20 protein-coding genes and 1 riboswitch are annotated in these 18089 nt (G+C 69.9%); of the genes, 18 read left to right on the forward strand and 2 right to left on the reverse strand.

Translation table 11 applies throughout. The features are described 5' to 3' along the window. The first annotated feature begins 1 nt into the window (after position 1). From WEB29_03585 to WEB29_03615, 7 genes are all read left to right on the forward strand, one after another. Positions 2 to 643 (forward strand): hypothetical protein, encoded by a 642-nt coding sequence (locus WEB29_03585; GenBank protein ID MEX2136030.1) that lies wholly within the window; start codon positions 2 to 4, stop codon positions 641 to 643. A gap of 87 nt (positions 644 to 730) precedes the next feature. Next, complete coding sequence (locus tag WEB29_03590) at positions 731 to 2185, forward strand: phosphoglucomutase/phosphomannomutase family protein (GenBank protein ID MEX2136031.1); 1455 nt, start codon at positions 731 to 733, stop codon at positions 2183 to 2185. Between the two features lie 4 nt (positions 2186 to 2189). Next, positions 2190 to 3362 (forward strand): bifunctional phosphoglucose/phosphomannose isomerase, encoded by a 1173-nt coding sequence (locus tag WEB29_03595; protein MEX2136032.1) that lies wholly within the window; start codon positions 2190 to 2192, stop codon positions 3360 to 3362. A 64-nt stretch (positions 3363 to 3426) separates the two neighbouring features. Beyond that, positions 3427 to 3696 carry a hypothetical protein gene (locus tag WEB29_03600; protein MEX2136033.1) on the forward strand — a complete coding sequence of 90 codons (270 nt, stop codon included), beginning with the start codon at positions 3427 to 3429 and terminating at the stop codon, positions 3694 to 3696. 77 nt (positions 3697 to 3773) lie between these two features. Continuing rightward, positions 3774 to 3924: riboswitch (cobalamin riboswitch) on the forward strand. Positions 3925 to 3952: 28 nt separating this feature from the next. After that, positions 3953 to 4909: a helical backbone metal receptor gene (locus WEB29_03605; protein MEX2136034.1), complete on the forward strand. Its 957-nt coding sequence runs from the start codon at positions 3953 to 3955 to the stop codon at positions 4907 to 4909. A 12-nt stretch (positions 4910 to 4921) separates the two neighbouring features. Beyond that, positions 4922 to 6025, forward strand: coding sequence for an iron chelate uptake ABC transporter family permease subunit (locus WEB29_03610; protein ID MEX2136035.1), 1104 nt, complete (start codon positions 4922 to 4924; stop codon positions 6023 to 6025). Beyond that, positions 6022 to 6828 carry an ABC transporter ATP-binding protein gene (locus WEB29_03615; protein MEX2136036.1) on the forward strand — a complete coding sequence of 269 codons (807 nt, stop codon included), beginning with the start codon at positions 6022 to 6024 and terminating at the stop codon, positions 6826 to 6828. Before WEB29_03610 ends, WEB29_03615 begins: the two co-directional genes overlap by 4 nt. Here WEB29_03615 and WEB29_03620 read toward each other — a convergent pair. Both WEB29_03620 and trpS read right to left on the reverse strand, forming a co-directional pair. Continuing rightward, positions 6825 to 8087, reverse strand: a complete 1263-nt coding sequence (locus tag WEB29_03620; GenBank protein ID MEX2136037.1) for an AI-2E family transporter — start codon at positions 8085 to 8087, stop codon at positions 6825 to 6827. The genes WEB29_03615 and WEB29_03620 overlap by 4 nt on opposite strands. Next, positions 8084 to 9088, reverse strand: coding sequence for a tryptophan--tRNA ligase (gene trpS / locus WEB29_03625; GenBank protein MEX2136038.1), 1005 nt, complete (start codon positions 9086 to 9088; stop codon positions 8084 to 8086). The genes WEB29_03620 and trpS overlap by 4 nt, the downstream gene beginning before the upstream one ends. A gap of 79 nt (positions 9089 to 9167) precedes the next feature. Here trpS and WEB29_03630 point away from each other — a divergent pair, with 79 nt between their 5' ends. From WEB29_03630 to WEB29_03680, 11 genes are all read left to right on the forward strand, one after another. Then, entirely contained in the window at positions 9168 to 9980 is an 813-nt protein-coding gene (locus tag WEB29_03630) for a biotin--[acetyl-CoA-carboxylase] ligase (protein ID MEX2136039.1), read from the forward strand. Then, a complete protein-coding gene (locus WEB29_03635; GenBank protein ID MEX2136040.1) occupies positions 9977 to 10549 on the forward strand; it encodes an RNA polymerase sigma factor in 573 nt (190 codons plus the stop codon). The genes WEB29_03630 and WEB29_03635 overlap by 4 nt, the downstream gene beginning before the upstream one ends. Before the next feature lie 96 nt (positions 10550 to 10645). Beyond that, positions 10646 to 10987, forward strand: coding sequence for a hypothetical protein (locus WEB29_03640; GenBank protein MEX2136041.1), 342 nt, complete (start codon positions 10646 to 10648; stop codon positions 10985 to 10987). A gap of 9 nt (positions 10988 to 10996) precedes the next feature. Continuing rightward, complete coding sequence (gene accD, locus WEB29_03645) at positions 10997 to 12001, forward strand: acetyl-CoA carboxylase, carboxyltransferase subunit beta (protein MEX2136042.1); 1005 nt, start codon at positions 10997 to 10999, stop codon at positions 11999 to 12001. After that, on the forward strand, positions 11998 to 12990 hold the full coding sequence (locus tag WEB29_03650; GenBank protein ID MEX2136043.1) for an acetyl-CoA carboxylase carboxyltransferase subunit alpha: 993 nt from the start codon (positions 11998 to 12000) through the stop codon (positions 12988 to 12990). The genes accD and WEB29_03650 overlap by 4 nt, the downstream gene beginning before the upstream one ends. After that, a complete protein-coding gene (locus tag WEB29_03655; protein ID MEX2136044.1) occupies positions 12987 to 13457 on the forward strand; it encodes a biotin/lipoyl-containing protein in 471 nt (156 codons plus the stop codon). Before WEB29_03650 ends, WEB29_03655 begins: the two co-directional genes overlap by 4 nt. Next, positions 13454 to 14419 (forward strand): ACP S-malonyltransferase, encoded by a 966-nt coding sequence (gene fabD / locus WEB29_03660; GenBank protein MEX2136045.1) that lies wholly within the window; start codon positions 13454 to 13456, stop codon positions 14417 to 14419. Before WEB29_03655 ends, fabD begins: the two co-directional genes overlap by 4 nt. Beyond that, positions 14419 to 15783, forward strand: coding sequence for an acetyl-CoA carboxylase biotin carboxylase subunit (gene accC / locus WEB29_03665; protein MEX2136046.1), 1365 nt, complete (start codon positions 14419 to 14421; stop codon positions 15781 to 15783). Before fabD ends, accC begins: the two co-directional genes overlap by 1 nt. 23 nt (positions 15784 to 15806) lie before the next feature. Then, on the forward strand, positions 15807 to 16310 hold the full coding sequence (gene fabZ / locus WEB29_03670) for a 3-hydroxyacyl-ACP dehydratase FabZ (GenBank protein ID MEX2136047.1): 504 nt from the start codon (positions 15807 to 15809) through the stop codon (positions 16308 to 16310). Next, positions 16307 to 17596 (forward strand): beta-ketoacyl-ACP synthase II, encoded by a 1290-nt coding sequence (fabF, locus tag WEB29_03675; GenBank protein ID MEX2136048.1) that lies wholly within the window; start codon positions 16307 to 16309, stop codon positions 17594 to 17596. The genes fabZ and fabF overlap by 4 nt, the downstream gene beginning before the upstream one ends. Beyond that, positions 17593 to 18069, forward strand: a complete 477-nt coding sequence (locus WEB29_03680; GenBank protein ID MEX2136049.1) for a biotin/lipoyl-containing protein — start codon at positions 17593 to 17595, stop codon at positions 18067 to 18069. The genes fabF and WEB29_03680 overlap by 4 nt, the downstream gene beginning before the upstream one ends. Positions 18070 to 18089: the final 20 nt, after the last annotated feature.

Consider the following 18089-nt stretch of genomic DNA (forward strand, 5'->3'; position numbering starts at 1 on the left):
GATGTCGCCGGTGCGCCTTGCCTGGCTGGCGCGGCTCGTCGGGGTGGGGTTGGCGCTCTACCTGCGCCTCGTGGTGCGGACGTGTCGGGTCATCGGTCCGGCCACCCGCGACCAGGTGGTGCTGACTTCCTGGCACGAGTTCAACATGCTCACCTTCGTCGTGGCTCGAAGGCGGCGCGGCGATCTGCCGCACGCTTCGTTCTCGACGAGCGGCCTCAGGGGAGCCGCGATCACCTCGATGCTCAAGCGCAGCGGCACTCGGGTTGAAGTCTTCGAGCTGCCTCCGGAAGAGGATCGTGCCGCTGGCCGGGCATTCGCCCTCCGCATGGCGCGCGCGGCCGAGTCAGGCGCCTCGCTCATCGTCACGCCGGATGGCCCGTTCGGCCCCTACCGCGTCGCCAAGCCCGGGGCGCTGATCCTGGCGCGCGCCTCAGGCCTGCCGGTCCAGCCGTGGGCCATGTCGATTCGGCCCACGATCCGCCTTAGGGGCCGATGGGATCGCCAGCTCGTCCCGCTTCCCTTCTGCCGGATCCGCATCATCGAGGGCGAAAGGTTCACGGTGCCACCTCGCAAGCCCGTTCGCGCCCTGGTGCCCGTTGTGGAGGCGGAGCTGAATCGGATCAGTGGAAGGTCAGCAGCCTGATAAATAGCCGAAGCGCCGGTCTTACAACCGGCTCGCCCGCCTGATGGTCGGGCGCTACCATACCGGCATAGCCCACCTTCACTGCCCATGACCAGGATCAAGTTCGGCACCGACGGCTGGCGTGCCGCGATCGCCGAGGACTTCACGTTCCACAACGTGCGTCGCTGCGCGCGCGGCGTGGCCGAGTACCTGGCCGCCGAGGGGACCGCGGACCGCGGCGTGGTGGTCTGTCACGACCGTCGATTCGCCTCGGAGTATTTCGCGCAGGCATGTGTCGAGGTGCTGGCCGCGCACGACATCCGCTCGTTCATGCCGCCCGATGCGGTGCCGACCCAGGTTGGCAGCTTCTTCACCCACGAGATGGCGGCCGGGGCCGGGATCGTGATCACGGCCAGCCACAATCCGTGGATCGACAACGGCTTCAAGGTCAAGGCCGACAGCGGCGGGGCGGCTGCGCCCGAGATGCTGGCCGCGATCGAGGCGACCATGGACCAACACCCCGAGGACGAGCTCCCGCCTCGTCGTGACTACGCCGATGCGGTGACCGCCGGCCTGGTCGAAACCTTCGACCCGTATCCCCGCTTCCGTGAGCAACTGGCCAGCATCGTCGACCTCGAGCGGATCCGTGCGGCGCACGGCCGGGTGCTGGTCGAGCCGATGTACGGATCGGGTGCCGGCTGGTTCACACGACTCCTGGGCGGGGGCGGGCTCACCATCAACGAGCTGCACACCGAGCGCAACCCGTTCTTCGGGGGCGTCAATCCCGAGCCGATCCGCCCCAACATCGATGCCTGGCTGCGGGAGATCTCGCGCTGGGGCGCGGACATTGGGATCGCCTTCGATGGCGATGCCGACCGGGTCGGGATGGCGACCGAGGAGGGCGTCTTCGTCAACCAGCTGCAGGTCTACGGCCTGCTGTACTGGTACCTGCTTGAGGTGCGGGGCCAGATTGGTCCCGCGGTGTACACCGTGACCAGCACCTCCATGGCACCCCGACTGGCCGAGATCTACGGCACGCGGGCCTACGAGACCGGGGTCGGCTTCAAGTTCGTCGGCCCCAAGATGACGGAGACGCACGCGGTCATCGGCGGGGAGGAGTCGGGAGGCTTCGGCTTCGGGATGCACATCCCCGAGCGCGACGGCCTGGCGTCGGGCCTCTTCCTGCTCGACCTGTGGCTCACCAGGGCCAAGAAGGCGTCCGAGGTGCTGGCCGAGCTCCAGGCGCTGGCTGGCCCGAGCTACTACAACCGCATCGACATCCGCTTCCCCCGCGAGGGCTATGACAGCGTCAAGGCCGATACCCTCGCCCGGCTGGAGCACGAGGCGCCCGAGACGCTCGCCGGCGGAGCGGTCGTCCGTCGCCAGGCGCTCGAGACCGGTGATGGGTTCAAGTTCTATCGCGACGACGGCGCCTGGCTCCTGATCCGGTTCTCCGGAACCGAGGCGCTGCTGCGCATCTACGTCGAGGCGCGATCGCCCCAGGATGTCGAGACGCTGCTCGAGGAGGGCCGCCGCATCGCCATCGCGGGGGTTCCAGCCTGAGCCGATGAGCGACGCTCGCGACTACTTCGGCTACAAGCGCCCTGACGACGAGCCGGGTCGCCGCGAGGAAGCGGCCGCGGACGATCCGACCGCACCGCCGCAGTTCGACGAGGCGATCACGCTCGACGATCCGAGGGTGATCCGCGGAGTCGACTCCGAGGACATGGTCGGTCGCGTTCGCGAGCTGCCCCGCCAGCTCGCGCTGGCGGCCAGGGTCGCCGCCTCGGTCAAGCTGCCGCCGTCGCATACCCACGTTGACGCAGTCTGCGTGCTGGCGATGGGCGGCTCGGCGATCGGCGCGGAGCTGGTGGAGGGGGTCGCCGGCGACCGTCTCAGGGTGCCGCTGGTGGTGCATCGCGACTACGGCCTGCCGGCCTGGGCCGGTGAGCGGACGCTGGTGATCGCGGCCAGCCACTCGGGCGAGACGGTGGAGACCGTCTCCGGGGCGGAGGAGGCGCGCCGCCGTGGGCTGCCCCTGGTCGTCATCAGCACCGGTGGGGCGCTCGGGGCGACTGCGGCCGCCGAAGGGACGCCATACCTCCGCTACGAGAGCCCGGGTCAGCCTCGCGCCGCGATCGGCTTCGGCATCGGCTTGATGCATGAGCTGCTGGTTCGCGCGGGCCTGCTCGTCGATCCGGACCCGCTCGGACCTGCGGTAGAGACGGTCGAGGCATTGCTCGAGCGAAATGCGCCATCCGTCGAGACCGATGCCAGCCCGGCCAAGCAGCTGGCATGGTCGATCTTCGGTCGGGTCCCGATCATCTACGGCGCGGGGCGGATGGCCGCAGTCGCGCATCGCTGGAAGACGCAGATGAACGAGAACGCCAAGGCGTGGGCCGCCTTCGAGCCGATGCCGGAGGCCAACCACAACGCCATCGAGGGGAGCCTCAATCCCAGGGAGCTCTCCGACGCGCTCTACGTGGTCGAGCTGCGCGACCCGACTGAGCCGCCAGAGATCGCCGCGCGCTACGGCGTCGTCAACGAGCTGCTCGGCGAGCGCGCGACGAACCGCAGCGTAGTCTGGGCCGAGGGGCCGTCACCGCTGGCGCGGGTGCTCAGCGGCGTCGCATTCGGCGACCTGGTGAGCGTGTATCTCGCAATTCTGTACCAGACCGACCCAACCCCGGTTACACTCTTGGCAATGTTGAAGCAGCGGCTCGCTCGGTCGACCGACTGACGGGCGCCGGTAGTAACGGCGCCGGGTGCCGGCGCTGGGAGGGCAAGCGACGGTGCATTCGAGCATGATCGGCAAGGTCGAAAAGGCGATGCGGTACGCGCACGAGCCTGACCGCGTGAAGATTGGGCGCCTGACCGCCACCTTCTCCGGCGACAACGGGACACATACCGTCTCGCTCGATGCCGATGCATGGCACTGCGACTGCCACCTCTTCGAATCCGCTGGCGGCTGCTCGCACACGCTGGCCGTCCAGAAGATGCTCGACCCGATGCTCTCCGACGCGGCCAAGGACACGCCGCTCTATGGTCGACGCGAGGCAGCTGCCCTGGCGTAGGGCCCCGCCTGCGTTCGCATTCGAGGCCCACCGCGCGCTCGTCGCCGGTGGGCCTTCTGCTACGATCGGCGCCTTATCAACTGAAGACCGCGTCGGGTGCCGTGGCCGCAAGGACCACGGTTCAATGGAGAAGCCGGTGAGACGCCGGCGCAGTCCCGCTACTGTATCCGCGCCCCCTTCCACGGGAGCACGGGAGCCAGGTCGCCAGCCCGCACGCGATGTCCAGCCCCCTCGTGTGAAAGGGAACGGCATCACCATGGCTCTCCGTCTTCGTCCGCTCCTCTGGCTCCTCGTCCTGCTTCTGGTCGCCTGCACGCCGGCACTTTCGAGCAGCCCAACGCCGATACGCACCGCCTCGCCAGTCCCGGCAGCGAGCGTTTACCCACTCACCCTGACCGATGACGCCGGCCGGGCTGTCAGCCTGGAGGCGGATCCTCAGCGGATCGTCAGCCTCGCCCCCTCGAACACGGAGATCGTATGCGCCCTCGGCGCCTGCGACCGCCTGGTCGGGGTGACCGACTTCGACGACTATCCGCCGCAGGTGAGCGATGTGCCCGAGGTCGTGATCGCGGCCCAGGTCGACCTCGAGAAGGTCGTCGCCGCCGATCCGCAGCTCATTCTCGCGGCCGGCAACGAGCTGACCCCCACCGCCGTGGTCACCCAGCTGGCCAACCTCGGCTATCCCGTGCTGGTGCTCTATCCGCAATCCCTCGACGAGCTGTATGCCGATATCGAACTGATCGGTCGTGCCATCGACGCCTTCACCGAGGCGGTCGACACGGTGGCCAGCATGCGCACCCGCGCCCAGGCAGTCGCCGATGCGGTCGCATCGGCGGAGCGCCCGCGCACGTTCTACGAGGTGGGCGTCTTCCAGGGAACGATCTACACCGCCGGCGCTGATTCCTTCCTCGCCTCGCTCATCTCGGTTGCCGGCGGCGACCCGATCACCGGGGATCCACGCTCGACCGCCATCCAGCTCGAGGACCTGGTCGCGTCCGACCCGCAGCTGATCCTGCTGGGTGACGCGGTCTACGATCCTTCGATCACGCCGGAGGTCGTCGCGGCCCGGGTCGGCTGGGAGGGGATGACAGCCGTCAGCAGCGGTCGCATCGTGGTGATCCTCGACGATCCGGTCATCACGCGACCCGGGCCGCGGATCATCGATGGGCTGGAAGCGCTGGCACGCGCGATCCACCCCGAGCGATTCAGCTAGGCCGTCCTGCAGATGCGTGCTGCCACCGCCACCAGCCCGCGCTACGTCACCCGCCCCTCGCTGACGCGGGCAGGGCTGGTACTGGGCGGCAGTGGGGTCCTGCTGCTGATCACCATGCTCGGCGCCGTGGCGATTGGCAGCGTCGGGGTGGGGTTCGGCGACACGGCAGCGATTCTCGGGAAGCGGCTGCTGGCATTGCCAATTCCCGTGACATGGAGCCCCGCCGCGGAGACGATCATCTTCGAGCTGCGCCTGCCACGCGTCCTGACGGCGATGCTGGTTGGCGGTGGGCTGGCCATGGCAGGCACGGTCTTCCAGGCGCTGCTGCGTAACCCGATGGCGGATCCGTACATCATCGGTACCGCTGCCGGCGCATCGCTGGGGGCGATCATCGGCATCCTGGCGCCCGTGCTCGTGCCGGCCCTCGCCGTGGGCGCGGGGACGGCGTGGCTCGGACTGGGCATGGTGCAGGCGCTGGCCTTTGCCGGCGGGATCGGCACCGTCCTGCTGGTCTACGCCGTGGCTCGCGGCAACGGCAGGGTGCCGGTGGTGACGCTGCTGCTGACCGGGTACGCCGTCTCATCGGTGCTGGCGGCCGGGGTCGCGCTATTGATGTTCGTCTCGGGGCGTGCACTTGGCACCATCTTCGGCTGGCTGATGGGATCGCTGGCGGGCGCCACCTGGCCAGGGCTCGCGTTTGCGGCACCGCTGCTGGCCGCCAGCTTCGCCCTGCTGCTGGTTCGGTGGCGACGCCTGAACCTCCTCCTGCTGGGTGATGACCAGGCGGGGCACCTTGGGGTCGAGGTGGAGCGCGAGAAGCTCGTGCTCACCATGCTGGCCACCCTGGCGACGTCGGCGGCGGTGGCGATCTCGGGCACGATCGGCTTCGTGGGCCTGGTGGTGCCGCACCTGCTGCGCCTGGGGACCGGACCGGATCACCGGCTGCTGCTGCCGGCCAGCATCCTGTATGGCGCCGCACTTCTCGCGCTGGCGGACCTCGGCGCGCGACTGGCCGGGGGGATCCCGGTGGGGATCGTCACCGCCCTCTTGGGCGCGCCGTTCTTCATCTGGCTGCTGAGGCGATCGCGCGACCTGGGCAGGGCGGCCACGGCATGACTGTCGCAACCGATGCGCTGGTCGTCGCCCGCGACCTGGTCGTCGGCTTTCCGCTGCCCGGCGGTGGCCGGCGAGAGGTCCTGCGCGGCGTCGACCTGGCGCTTGCGCGCGGAGAGCTGGTGGCATTGCTGGGCACCAACGGCAGTGGCAAGACAACGCTCCTGCGCACCTTTGCGGGCACGATGGCGCCGGATCGGGGAACCGTCGTCTTCGACGGCAGGTCGGTCAGCGGCTGGCGCCGGCAGGCGCTCGCCCGGCGCATCGCGGTCCTGCCCCAGCAGCTGGAGCTGCCGCTCGGGTTCCGAGTGGCGGAGTTGGTGGCGATGGGGCGCGCTCCGCACGCTCGGCGCCTCTTTGCCTCCACCGCCGACGACGAGCGGGCGATCGCCCGCGCGCTCCTGGATGCCGATGCCGCCGACCTGGCTGACCGCCCGGCCGAGGAGCTCTCCGGTGGGGAGCGCCAGCGGCTGCTGGTTGCGATGGCACTCGCCCAGGAGCCCGACCTGCTCCTCCTCGACGAACCGACCCTGCATCTCGACCTCGCCCACCAGGTCGCCCTGCTGGGCGCGATCCGGCGGTTGCGCGACCAGCGCGGACTGACCGTCCTGGCCGTGCTGCATGACCTGAACCTGGCCGCCGCCTTCGCCCCGCGGGTGGCGATCCTCGACGAGGGCCGCGTGGTCGCCGATGGACCGCCGGCGGATGTGCTGAGCCCCGACCTGGTGCGTCGGGTGTTCGGGGTCCGGGTCGACGAGGCGCGCACGCATGACGGGCATCGCCACCTGGCACTGCGCGAGGTCTAGCGCTCCTGGCCTTCGCCCTCGTCCTCGTCGACGGTGATGTCGATCTGCTCCTCGCCATCGGCGCGCACGCTGCGGTGGACATGGATGTGCGGATGCGTCTCGTCCGAGACCTGGGCCTTGGCGACCTTGACCATCGTCCCCTCGTCGACGTCGCTCAACCGCTCGGCTTCGGGAAGGGCGACGTTCGGCAGCTCGCTCCACAGGACCAGGTTCAGGAAGACGTTCAGCACGGCGATGACCGGGATGCCGAAGAGCGCGCCCCACACCCCGGCGACCTGGGCGCCAACCAGCAGGCCGACCAGCACCAGGATCGGGTGCATCCCGAGCGCACCCTGCATCAGGCGTGGCTGCAGCCAGTTGACCAGGATGGTCTGCACCGCGACCAGGATGATGGTCGAGATCAGGAAGGTGTCGGGGGTGTAGATCCAGGCCGCAGCGATCGGCGGGATGAGGGCCAGCGGCGGGCCGAAGAAGGGGATCAGCATCGCCAGCGCCGACAGGGTCCCGACCAGGAAGAGATACGGGATCCCGAAGATGCTGCCCACGAGGGCCACCAGGAGGGCCTGGATGACGGCCAGCACCAGCTGCGCCCGCAGGAAGCCACCAAAGGCGCGCGCCACGCTGCTCTCCAGGATCTGCATCTCGTCGGAGTACTGTCGCGGCACCGCGCGGTTCAGCTTGGCCAGCAGGCGCTCGCTGTCGATCAGCATGTAGAGCGACAGGATCAGAATCAGGAACAGCGCGCCGAGCGTCGCCAGCGTGGCCCCGGCGATCTCCTGTGCCTGGTCGAAGATGGCCCCTGACAGGATGCCGACCTGGTCCTGTGCACTGTGGAAGAGCTCGACCAGGTCGATCTGCAGCCGATCGAGGCCGAGCGTGGACTGGTAGCCCGCCAGCGTTGCCTCGATCTTGGCGGCGGTCTGCGGGAAGTCGTCGGTGGCCTGCGCCAGCTGCTGGGTGATCGCCGCCCCGGTCGTGAAGAGCGCGAACCCGAGGGCAACCAGGGCGAACAGGTAGGCGACACCGACCGCCACGCCACGAGAGATGTGCCGTCCCTCGAAGAAGTGGACGACCGGGGACATCACGAAGGCGAGCAGCCATGCCAGGAACAGGATCAGCAGGATCTGGCTGAAGCCGCCCAGGAAGCCGATCAGGATCTGGATCAGGAGCACCGCGAAATAGGCGGATCCCAGGACCAGGAACGCCAGCAGCCAGCGGCGCTCGCGGGGCCCGATCCCGGTCGTTGGCTGATCGCTCATCCGCGGCCGCCCGCCGGAGGGCCGATGCCAGTGGCCGCCCGGACCTCGCTCATCGTCGCCTCCAGGATGGGGCGCACCTTGGCCGCACCCGCCGCAAGCACGCGCTCGACGTGACCGGGGTCCGCCGCCAGCTCCTGCCGGCGCACCCGCATCGGGCGGAACCGCTCGATGATCCGCTCCGCCAGCAGCTCCTTGGTCTCGACGCAGCCGGTGCGGGCGGTCCGCTCGCCGTCCTGGATCTGGAGGTAGTCCTCGCCGAAGAAGCGGTGCAGCTGGCAGACGTTGCAGACCTCGGGACGCCCCGGATCGGTGCGTTTGATGCGCTGCGGGTCGGTCACCATCTTCTGCACGGTGCGCCGGATCTCGTCCGGCTCGGCAAAGATCGGGATCGTGTTGCCGGCTGACTTGCTCATCTTGCGCACACCGTCGGTGCCGAGCACCACCGGCGCGTCGGTGAAGACCGCCTGGGGCTCGGGGAAGATCGGTCCGTAGCGGCGGTTGAAGGCCCGCACGATCTCGCGCGACAGCTCCAGGTGCGCCGCCTGGTCCTTGCCGATCGGCACCCGGCTGGCCTTGTAGATGACGATGTCGGCCGCCTGCAGGACCGGGTAGTCGAGCAGTCCCATGCTGTTCTCGACGCCCTCGTCGCGCTTCTCCTTGTAGGTGGGTGTGCGCTCCACCCAGCTCACTGGGACGACGGTGTTGAAGATCCAGGCCAGCTCCGCGTGCTCCGGAAGGTCTGACTGCCTGATCAGCGCGCACCGGTCCGGGTCGAGTCCCACGGCGAGAAGATCGAGCACCATCTCGTGCGTGAGCTCGCGCAAATTCCGCCCGTCGTGGACGGTGGTCATGGCGTGGTAGTCAACGATCGCGTAGATCGCCTCGTACTGATCCTGGAGCGCGACATAGTTGGCCTGCGCGCCAAGGTAATTGCCCAGGTGCGAGGCCCCGGACGGCTGAATTCCGCTGAAGACGCGCTCGCGCACGGTCGTCTCGGTCATCGGCGGCGAGTGTAGCGTGCGGGAGCGGCCACGGCCGCTCGGAGGCGGTCGCTGGAACTCAGGCGGCATAATGCCGCGCATGACCGATGCAGCCGACTGGTCGCGCGCCGCCGATCCCGCACGCAGAATCGGGCACGCGGTCGAGTTCCACGCCGAGATCGCATCGACCAACGATCGCGCCCGCGCTGCACTGTCCGAGCCCGGCGGCGAGGGGCTGGCAGTCGTGGCGGACCTGCAGACCGCCGGTCGAGGCCGGCGTGGCCGGACCTGGATCTCGCCGGCCGGGGCGAATCTTCTGTTCAGTGTCGCGTGGCGACCTGCCATCGCGTCGCCGGAGGCTGGCCTGCTCGGGGGGGCGGCCGCGCTCGCAGTCCGTGATGCGTGCGCCACGCTGGTCCCCGACGCAGGGCTCGCGATCCGATGGCCGAACGACGTGGTCGATCGCGATGGTCGCAAGGTGTCGGGCCTGCTGGTCGAGACGGCTCTTGAGAGCGAGGAGCTGGCCGAGGCGGTGGTCGGGATCGGGATCAACGTCAACTGGCTCCCGGCCGAGATGCCGCCGGAGATCGGTGGCAGCGCGACCTCGCTGCAGGCGCTCCGCGGCGCGCCGATCGATCGGGTTCTGCTGCTGGGGAGGATGCTCGACGCCCTGGACGTGGAGGCGCGGGCACTGGAGAGGGGTGACAGCCCCCTGCCCCGCCTGCGCGCCAGCTCCTGGCTCGACGGGCGAGAGGTCGAGGTCGAGACCGGCGCCGCGACGATCGCCGGACGCGCCGCCGGGATCGCCGACGACGGGTCGCTCCTGCTCGACGCGGAGGTCGGGCGCGTGGCATTGAGCGTCGGGGAGGTGGCGCGGGTGCACGAGCCGCTGCCCGCCACCGTGCGGCGATGAGCGAAGCGGCTGTCCGACCGAACCTCACCACAGCCCCGGACGGCGACCCTGACCGCCCGGACGTCCTGGCGGCGCAGCGTGACCGCGCGGCCTTTGACGTTCTCTACCGTCGCTACCTGGATCGCGTCTACGGCTACGCCTTCTACCAGCTGCGCGACCACCACGACGCCGAAGACGCCACCGAGCGCACCTTCCTGGCGGCCCTTCGCGCCCTGCCGGAGTTCCGCGACGAGGGCGCCAGCTTCCGGGCATGGCTCTTCAGGATCGCCCACAACACGATCATCAACGCCCGCCGCAGCCGATTCCGACGCCGCACCGAGCGACTCCCCGATGGCCTCGATCGCATCGCCCCGAATGCCGATCCCGCCGGACTGGTCCTTGAGGCGGACGAGAGGCGTCGGGTTCTGCGCGCCGTTGCCGAGCTACCCGAAGACCGCCGGCAGGTGGTGCTGCTCCGTTTCGTCGATGGCCTCAGCTCGCGCGAGATCGGGCAGGTGATGGACCGATCCGAGGGCGCGGCGAGGGTCCTCCTGCACCGGGCGCTGCGCGACCTGGCGGCTCGCCTGTAACGAAGGGCGCCTCGCGGTGTTGGCTAGGATGACGACTGCCCGCACCGATCGAGGAGACCCAGCCTGCCAACCCGCACGGCGGCCGAACGCCTGGATGTGGCCGTCGATCGCCTTCTGACCGGACGCCATCCCGCCGTAGGGCCGGAGCTGGCGCCGCTGGTCGACGCAGCCTCGGTCGTGCGTTCCGCGCTCGGCCCGCTACCGGCCGGATCACGTTTCGAGGCTCGCCTCGCCTCGCGCCTGGCGGGCCAGGCGCCGCTCTGGCACCTCGTCGCAGCGATCGGCGACGCGACCCGCCGCGAGCTGCGCCACCCAGGACGGATCCTGATCACCGGCGCGGTCTCATCGGCCGCTGTCGGGGTCGGGGTCACCGTCCTCGCCTTTCGGCGCGCGGGACGGCGGCACGCCGGCGCCGGCCACCAGCCGGCGCATCGGTAGCCAAGCCAGATGCAGATCAAGCTCCCCTTCTCCCGGCGGCGCGAGGTCACGCCCGAGACGTGGACCGTGTGCCCCAGCTGCGAGTCGCAGATCTTCAACCGCCAGCTGGAGCGGAACCTCCGCGTCTGCCCCACCTGCGGCCACCACTTCCGGATGGGGATCGGGCAGCGCATCGAGCTGCTGCTGGATGACGGGAGCTTCATCGAGCGTGAAGCCGGACTCGAGTCGGGCGACCCCCTCAGCTTCCACGACCAGAAGCCATACGTCGATCGGCTCGAGGCGTCGCGCATCAAGACCGGGCTGCGAGAGGCGGCGGTGTGGGGGATCGGCACCATCGACGGGCAGCGAGTGGCGATCACGCTCTTCGACTTTCACTTCATGGGCGGCAGCATGGGAAGCGTGGTCGGCGAGAAGCTGGCTCGCTGCTTCGAGGCTGCCCTCCTCGAGCGGATTCCCGCCATCGTGGTCAGCGCCTCGGGCGGCGCGCGCATGCAGGAGGGAACCCTCTCGCTGCTGCAGCTCGCCAAGACGACCGCCCCGCTGATGAGGCTCGATGCAGCCGGGATCCCGTTCATCAGCGTCCTCACCGATCCCACCACCGGCGGCGTCCTGGCCAGCTTCGCGTCCCTCGGTGACGTGATCCTGGCCGAGCCGAAGGCGCTGATCGGGTTCGCCGGGGCGCGCGTGGCGAGCGGCACGGTGGGGGAGGAGTTGCCGGAGGGCTTCCAGAGCGCCGAATCCCTCCTCGAGCACGGCTTCGTCGACGACATCGTTCCGCGCTCTGAGCTGCGCGCCACCCTCTCGCGCCTGCTGCGCCTCCTGCCGGTAGCGGCGGTCGAGGATGGCTGGCAGACGCCGGGTGACACGCGGGGCTGGGGCCCGATCGGCGTGCTCTCGGGCATGGCCGAACGCCTCGGCACGGCCGTCAGTGAGACGATCGGGATCGATGTCGAGCAACCGCCCGCCGACGAATCCGGACCAGCCGCGCGTCGCACCCGCGAGGACGAACGATGAGCGAGATCCTGCTCAGCGCTGAGCCCCCGACGGCCGAGGCGATCGAATTGGCCTGGCGCCGCGTTCAGCTGGCCCGCCACCCGCAGCGGCCCCGCACGCTCGACCTGGTCGCGCTCATCTTCGATGACTTCGTCGAGCTGCATGGTGACCGCTCGTTCCGCGACGATCCGGCCATCGTCGGCGGGCCGGCGCTGCTCGACGGCCGCCCGGTGATGGTGATCGGCCACCAGAAGGGGAAGGACACCGAATCCAACATCTTCCGCAACTTCGGCTCCCCGTACCCCGAGGGGTTCCGCAAGGCCCAGCGCCTGATGCGCCTGGCGGACAAGCTGGGGATGCCGCTCGTCACCTTCCTGGACACGGCCGGTGCATTCCCCGGTCCCGCGGCCGAGGAGCGCGGCCAGGCCGAGGCGATCGCCTCGTCAATCAAGCTGATGACCGGGCTCCAGGTACCGATCGTGGTGGTCATCATCGGGGAGGGAGGATCCGGGGGCGCGCTGGCGATCGGCGTGGGGGATGAGATCCTGGCGCTCGAGAACGCCACCTACTCGGTGATCTCCCCCGAAGGTTGCGCGGCCATCCTGTGGCGCGCCCCCGAGGCCGCGCCAACCGCGGCGGCCGCGATGCGCATGACCGCCGCCGACCAGCTCGAGCTGGGCGTCATCGACGGGGTGATCGACGAGCCGGGCGAGGGCGCGCACGGCGACCACGCGGGGACCGCCACCGCCGTCAAGGAGGCGATCCTCGGGGCGCTGGGCAGGGTCACGAGGCTTGAAACCGAGGCACTGCTGACGACCCGCTATGCTCGTCTGCGCGGAATCGGGCTGTTCCGGGAGACGGAGACCTCGTCGGCGCAGCTGCCGCAGGAGCCATCCCTTCGCCGCCGGATCGGCCGCCTGCTGCGATTGCCCGGCGTGCCGCGGCGGCCGCGCTGGAGCGAGATCTGGCCGAGCAGCGAGGACGCCGACAACAACGAGGAGGGTGCATGACCGACGGAGCGGATCCGCTGAAGCAGATCGAGCAGGCCGCTGCGGAGCTGATCCCCCAGCTCACCGAGCGGCTGGCACAGCACGGGCTTGGCGAGATCGAGGTGCGCCACGGCGACCTGCGCATCCGGGTGGCGCGGGCCGTCGCGCCTGCGCAAGCACAGGCGGCGGCTCCCGGCCGTGCCGTGCCCGCGCACAGCGCGCTGCCCGGCGACCGGGTCGGCGTCGTGCCCAGCGGCCCGTCGGCCCAGGGCGTGACTTCGCCTGCCGTCGGCTTCTTCGTGTATGCCGATGGGCTCGGCCCCGGACTGCCGGTCGACAAGGGCGATGAGCTGGGGCACGTCGAGATGCTTGGCGTCCGCCACGATGTCCGCGCGCCGCGCCGTGGCCTGGTCCGCAACCTCGTCACCGAGACCGGCGAAGCGGTCGAGTACGGCCAGCTCCTGATCGAGATGGAAGCCGCCGAGTGACCGTCGCGCTCGTCTTCTCCCCGCAGGGGTCGCAGTCCGTTGGGATGGGACGTCAGCTGGCGGCCGTCTCGCCGGCCGCCGCGGCGGTCTTCCGGGAGGCGGACGCGGCGCTCGGCTGGGAGGTATCCCGTCTCGCCTGGGAGGGCCCCGAGGATGAGCTGAACGACACGCGACACACGCAGCCCTGCCTGCTGGCCACCTCGATCGCGTGCCTGCGCGCGCTCGAAGAGGAGCTCGACGGGATGGGGGAGGGGCTCTCCCCGTCCTTCGTCGCCGGCCATTCGGTCGGCGAGTACGCCGCACTCGTCGCTGCCGGCGCGCTGTCGGTTGACGATGCCCTGCGCCTGGTTGCCCACAGGGGCGAACTCATGGCCGATGCACGCGTTAGCGGCGGCATGGTGGCGGTGATCGGCCTCGACCGCGAGGCGGTGACCGCTGTCGTTACAAGCCTGGGCCTGGACGCGGACCTGGTCGTCGCCAACGACAATGCCCCGGGCCAGGTCGTCATCAGCGGCACTCCAAATGCCCTGCTGGCGGCGACGGAACCGCTGCGCGCCGCTGGGGCGCGGCGGTCGATTCCGCTCAAGGTGTCCGGGCCATTCCATTCCCCGCACATGGCCGGCATCGGCGCCGAGCTGGCGCGCGCCCTGGCCACGGCGGACTGGCACGATGCCGAGCCACCGGTGGTCAGCAACGTCACGGCCGAGCCGGTGCGCGACGCCGCCGAGATCAGGACCCTGCTCGCCCGCCAGCTGCATTCCCCGGTCGAATGGGTCGGATCGGTCCGACGCATGGCGGACGAGGGGGTCGACACCTTCGTGGAGTGCGGCCCTGGCAATGCCCTGACCGGCATGGTGCGTCGGATCGTGCTGGAGGCGCGCACGCTGAACGTCTTCGACCCGGCCAGCCTGGCGGCGGCAGCGGATGCGCTGGCCGGGGCGATCGTCAGGGTGCCGGCCTGATGTTCAACAAGGTCATGATCGCCAACCGCGGCGAGATCGCGGTGCGCATCCTGCGCGCCTGCCGCGACCTGGGCGTGCCGGCCGTTGTCGCATTCAGCGAGGCGGACCGCGACACGCTCGCCGTCCGCATGGCGGACGAGGCGATCTGCATCGGTCCTGCCGAAGCCCGAAAGAGCTACCTCAACCAGCCGGCCGTGGTGTCCGCAGCGCTCATTGCGGGGTGCGATGCCGTTCACCCCGGTTACGGGTTCCTCTCCGAAGATGCGGGCTTCGCGGAGGTGTGCGCGGCCCACGATCTGCACTTCATCGGCCCTCGAGCGGAGGTGCTCGAAAAGTTCGGCAGCAAGTATGCGGTTCGACGCATGCTCGCCGCCAACGGGCTCCCCACCGTGCCGGGCAGCAAGGGCATCCTGTCCGACCTGCGCGATGCGCTGGACCAGGCTTCGGCGGCCGGCTATCCGGTCCTGCTCAAGCCGTCGGCCGGCGGCGGCGGTCGCGGCATGCGCCTGGTCCGCTCACCCCGCGAGATGGAGACCTCCCTGCCGCTGGCGCGTTCCGAAGCACAGGCGGCCTTCGGCGACGATTCGGTCTACTTCGAGAAATGGATCGAGGAGAGCCGGCACGTCGAGGTCCAGGTGCTGATCGATCGCCACGGCAACGGGATTCACCTGGGGGAGCGCGACTGCAGCGTGCAGCGACGACACCAGAAGATTATCGAGGAGGCGCCGTCGCCCGCCATGGGAGACGATGCGCGAGAGACGCTGCGCGACCTCGCCATCCGCTCGGTCATGGCCGCCGGCTACGAGAGCGCCGGCACGCTCGAGTTCCTGCTGGACGGCGACGGCAACTTCTACTTCATCGAGATCAACTGCCGCATCCAGGTCGAGCACCCGATCACCGAGATGCTGACCGGCATCGATCTGATCGCGGAACAGATCCGGCTGGCATCCGGCGAGAAGCTCGCGCTGCGCCAGGAGCAGGTCCAGCTGCGCGGGCACGCCATCGAGTTTCGGATCAACGCCGAGGACCCCGGCGACAACTTCGCGCCGCAGACCGGGACGGTCGAGGAGCTCCAGCTTCCTGGCGGACCGGGGGTTCGCGTTGACACGCACCTCTATCCCGGCTACGAGGTCCCGCCCTACTACGACTCGTTGCTGGCCAAGCTGATCGTGTGGGGTGAGACGCGCGAGATGGCGCTCGCCCGCTCGCGTCGTGCCCTTGCCGAGTTCCAGGTGTCAGGGATCAAGACGAACCTTCCCTTTCATCGTGGGATCATCGACAACGCCGCCTTCCTGGACGGCGCAGTGAGCACCAACCTGCTCGACCGGGTCGGACCGGCCGCCTTCGTGGCGGGCAGCGCATGACACCAATGGAGGACGAAGCGCCGATGACCGACGACGCTGCCGTCACCGGAACCGCGGTCGACCTCGCCTTGCCGCTCGAGGCCGCCGACATCATGCGCATCATCCCGCATCGTTACCCGTTCCTTCTCATCGACCGCGTGGTGGAGCTGGAGCCAGGCAAGCGCGTGGTGGCCACGAAGAGCGTGACCGCCAATGAGCCCCAGTTCACCGGCCATTTCCCTGATCGGCCCATCATGCCGGGCGTGCTGATGGTCGAGGCGCTGGCCCAGGCAGGGGCGGTCGCCGTCCTGTCCCTGCCCGAATACCGCGGCAAGCTGGCTCTCTTCGCGGGGATCGACGACTGCCGCTTCCGGCGCACCGTGCTCCCCGGCGACACGCTTCGGCTGGAGGTCACCCTCGAGAAGCTGCGCGGCGTCTTCGGCCGTGGCCGGGGCGTCGCCAGCGTGGACGGCGAGGTGGCGGTTGAGGCGACCATCTCCTTCGTGATTCCCCGCGACCAGTCGATCGCCGGGGGTGAGCCACGGTGACCGACCGCTGGCAGCGACCCAGCTCGGCCGAGCGCGGCGAGCGGCGCGTGGTGGTGACCGGCATGGGCGCCGTCACTCCCATCGGCAACGACGTGCCGTCGTACTGGGCGTCGCTGGTCGCCGGTCGCAGCGGGATCGACTGCATCGCCGCCTTCGATCCGTCGCGGCTCGACGTCAAGATCGCCGGCGAGGTGAAGGACTTCCAGCCCGAGATGGTGATGGCGAGGAAGGAGGTCCGGCGGCACGATCGCTATGTGCATCTCGCCTGGGCCGCATCGGTCGAGGCGCTGGCCGATGCCGACATCCCCAACCCGATCGTGGACGAGTCGCTGGCCGAGGGGACCGGCGTGATCATCGGCTCTGGGATCGGCGGGATCAATACCATGATCCGCGACGTGATCGAGGCGCATGACCTCGGCGTCGAGCGTGTCGGGCCGTTCCTGGTGACCTCCCTCATCCCGGACATGGGCGCGGGTTTCGTGGCCATCAACGCGAATGCCCGAGGGCCGAACTACGCGACGGTCAGCGCCTGCAGCAGCAGCAACCACGCCATCGGCGACGCGCTCAACATCATTCGTCGCGGGGACGCGGAGGTGATGATCGCGGGGGGAGCCGAATCGGGGATCGGCGAGATCCCGGTCGCCGCCTTCGCCGCTATGCGCGCCCTCTCCACGCGCAACGACGCGCCGCAGAAGGCGTCCCGCCCGTTCGATGCCGACCGCGACGGCTTCGTCATGGCCGATGGCGCCGGGGTCCTCCTCCTCGAGGCGCTGGAGCACGCCGTCGCACGGGGTGCCCGCATCCATGGCGAGCTGGTCGGCTACGCCGCCACGGACGATGCATCGCATATCACGCTGCCAGCTCCCGGCGGTCGGGGCGCGGTGGCCTCCATGAGCCTGGCCCTGGCCGATGCGGGCCTGACGACCGACGAGATCGGCTACATCAACGCGCATGGGACCAGCACCGTGCCCAACGACAAGGCGGAGACGGCGGCGATCAAGACGGTCTTCGGCGAGGGCGCCTACCGCGTTCCGGTTAGCAGCACCAAGAGCATGACCGGGCACCTGCTGGGCGCGGGAGGCGGGATCGAGGCGATCGCCTGCATCCTGGCGATCGAGAACGGGATCCTGCCGCCGACGATCAACTACGAGAACCCGGACCCCGACTGCGACCTCGACTACGTCCCGAATATGGCGCGCGGGGCGGCGATCGAGACGGCCATGAGCAACTCGTTCGGCTTCGGCGGGCACAACGCGACGCTCATCTTCAAGCGGTACGTGGCGTGAGCGTCGATGATGCCCCGTCGGAGCAGGTGCTGGCCGCGATTGACCTCCTGGCGCCCGGCTTCGAGGCGAGCGGACTTGACGAGCTCGAGGTGGAGGCGGGAGACCTGGTCGTCCGCCTTGCCCGGCCTCGGCCGGCCCAACCCGCCGCGCCTGCCCCAGCCGCGACCGGCGGCGCGCCTGCCCCAGCCGCGACCGGCGGCCCGCTCACGCCCTACGGCGAGTCGGCCCCGGGGATGCGCTTCGTGACCGCGCCGCTGACCGGTGTCTGGTACGCCTCTCCCTCGCCGGGCGCGCGCCCGTATGTCCAGGAGGGGGACGAGATCGGTGCGGGCGCGGTGGTCGGCCTGATCGAGGCAATGAAGCTGTTCAACGAGATCAAATCGGACGTGGCCGGCAAGGTTGTCCGTGTCCTCGTCGAGCGCGGGACGCTGGTCAAGCGCCAGCAGCCACTCGTCGAGATCGACCCGCGCTGACCGCACGATCGCAGGAGGAG

The sequence above is a fragment of the Chloroflexota bacterium genome (assembly GCA_040902225.1).
Classification (GTDB): domain Bacteria; phylum Chloroflexota; class Limnocylindria; order QHBO01; family QHBO01; genus CF-167.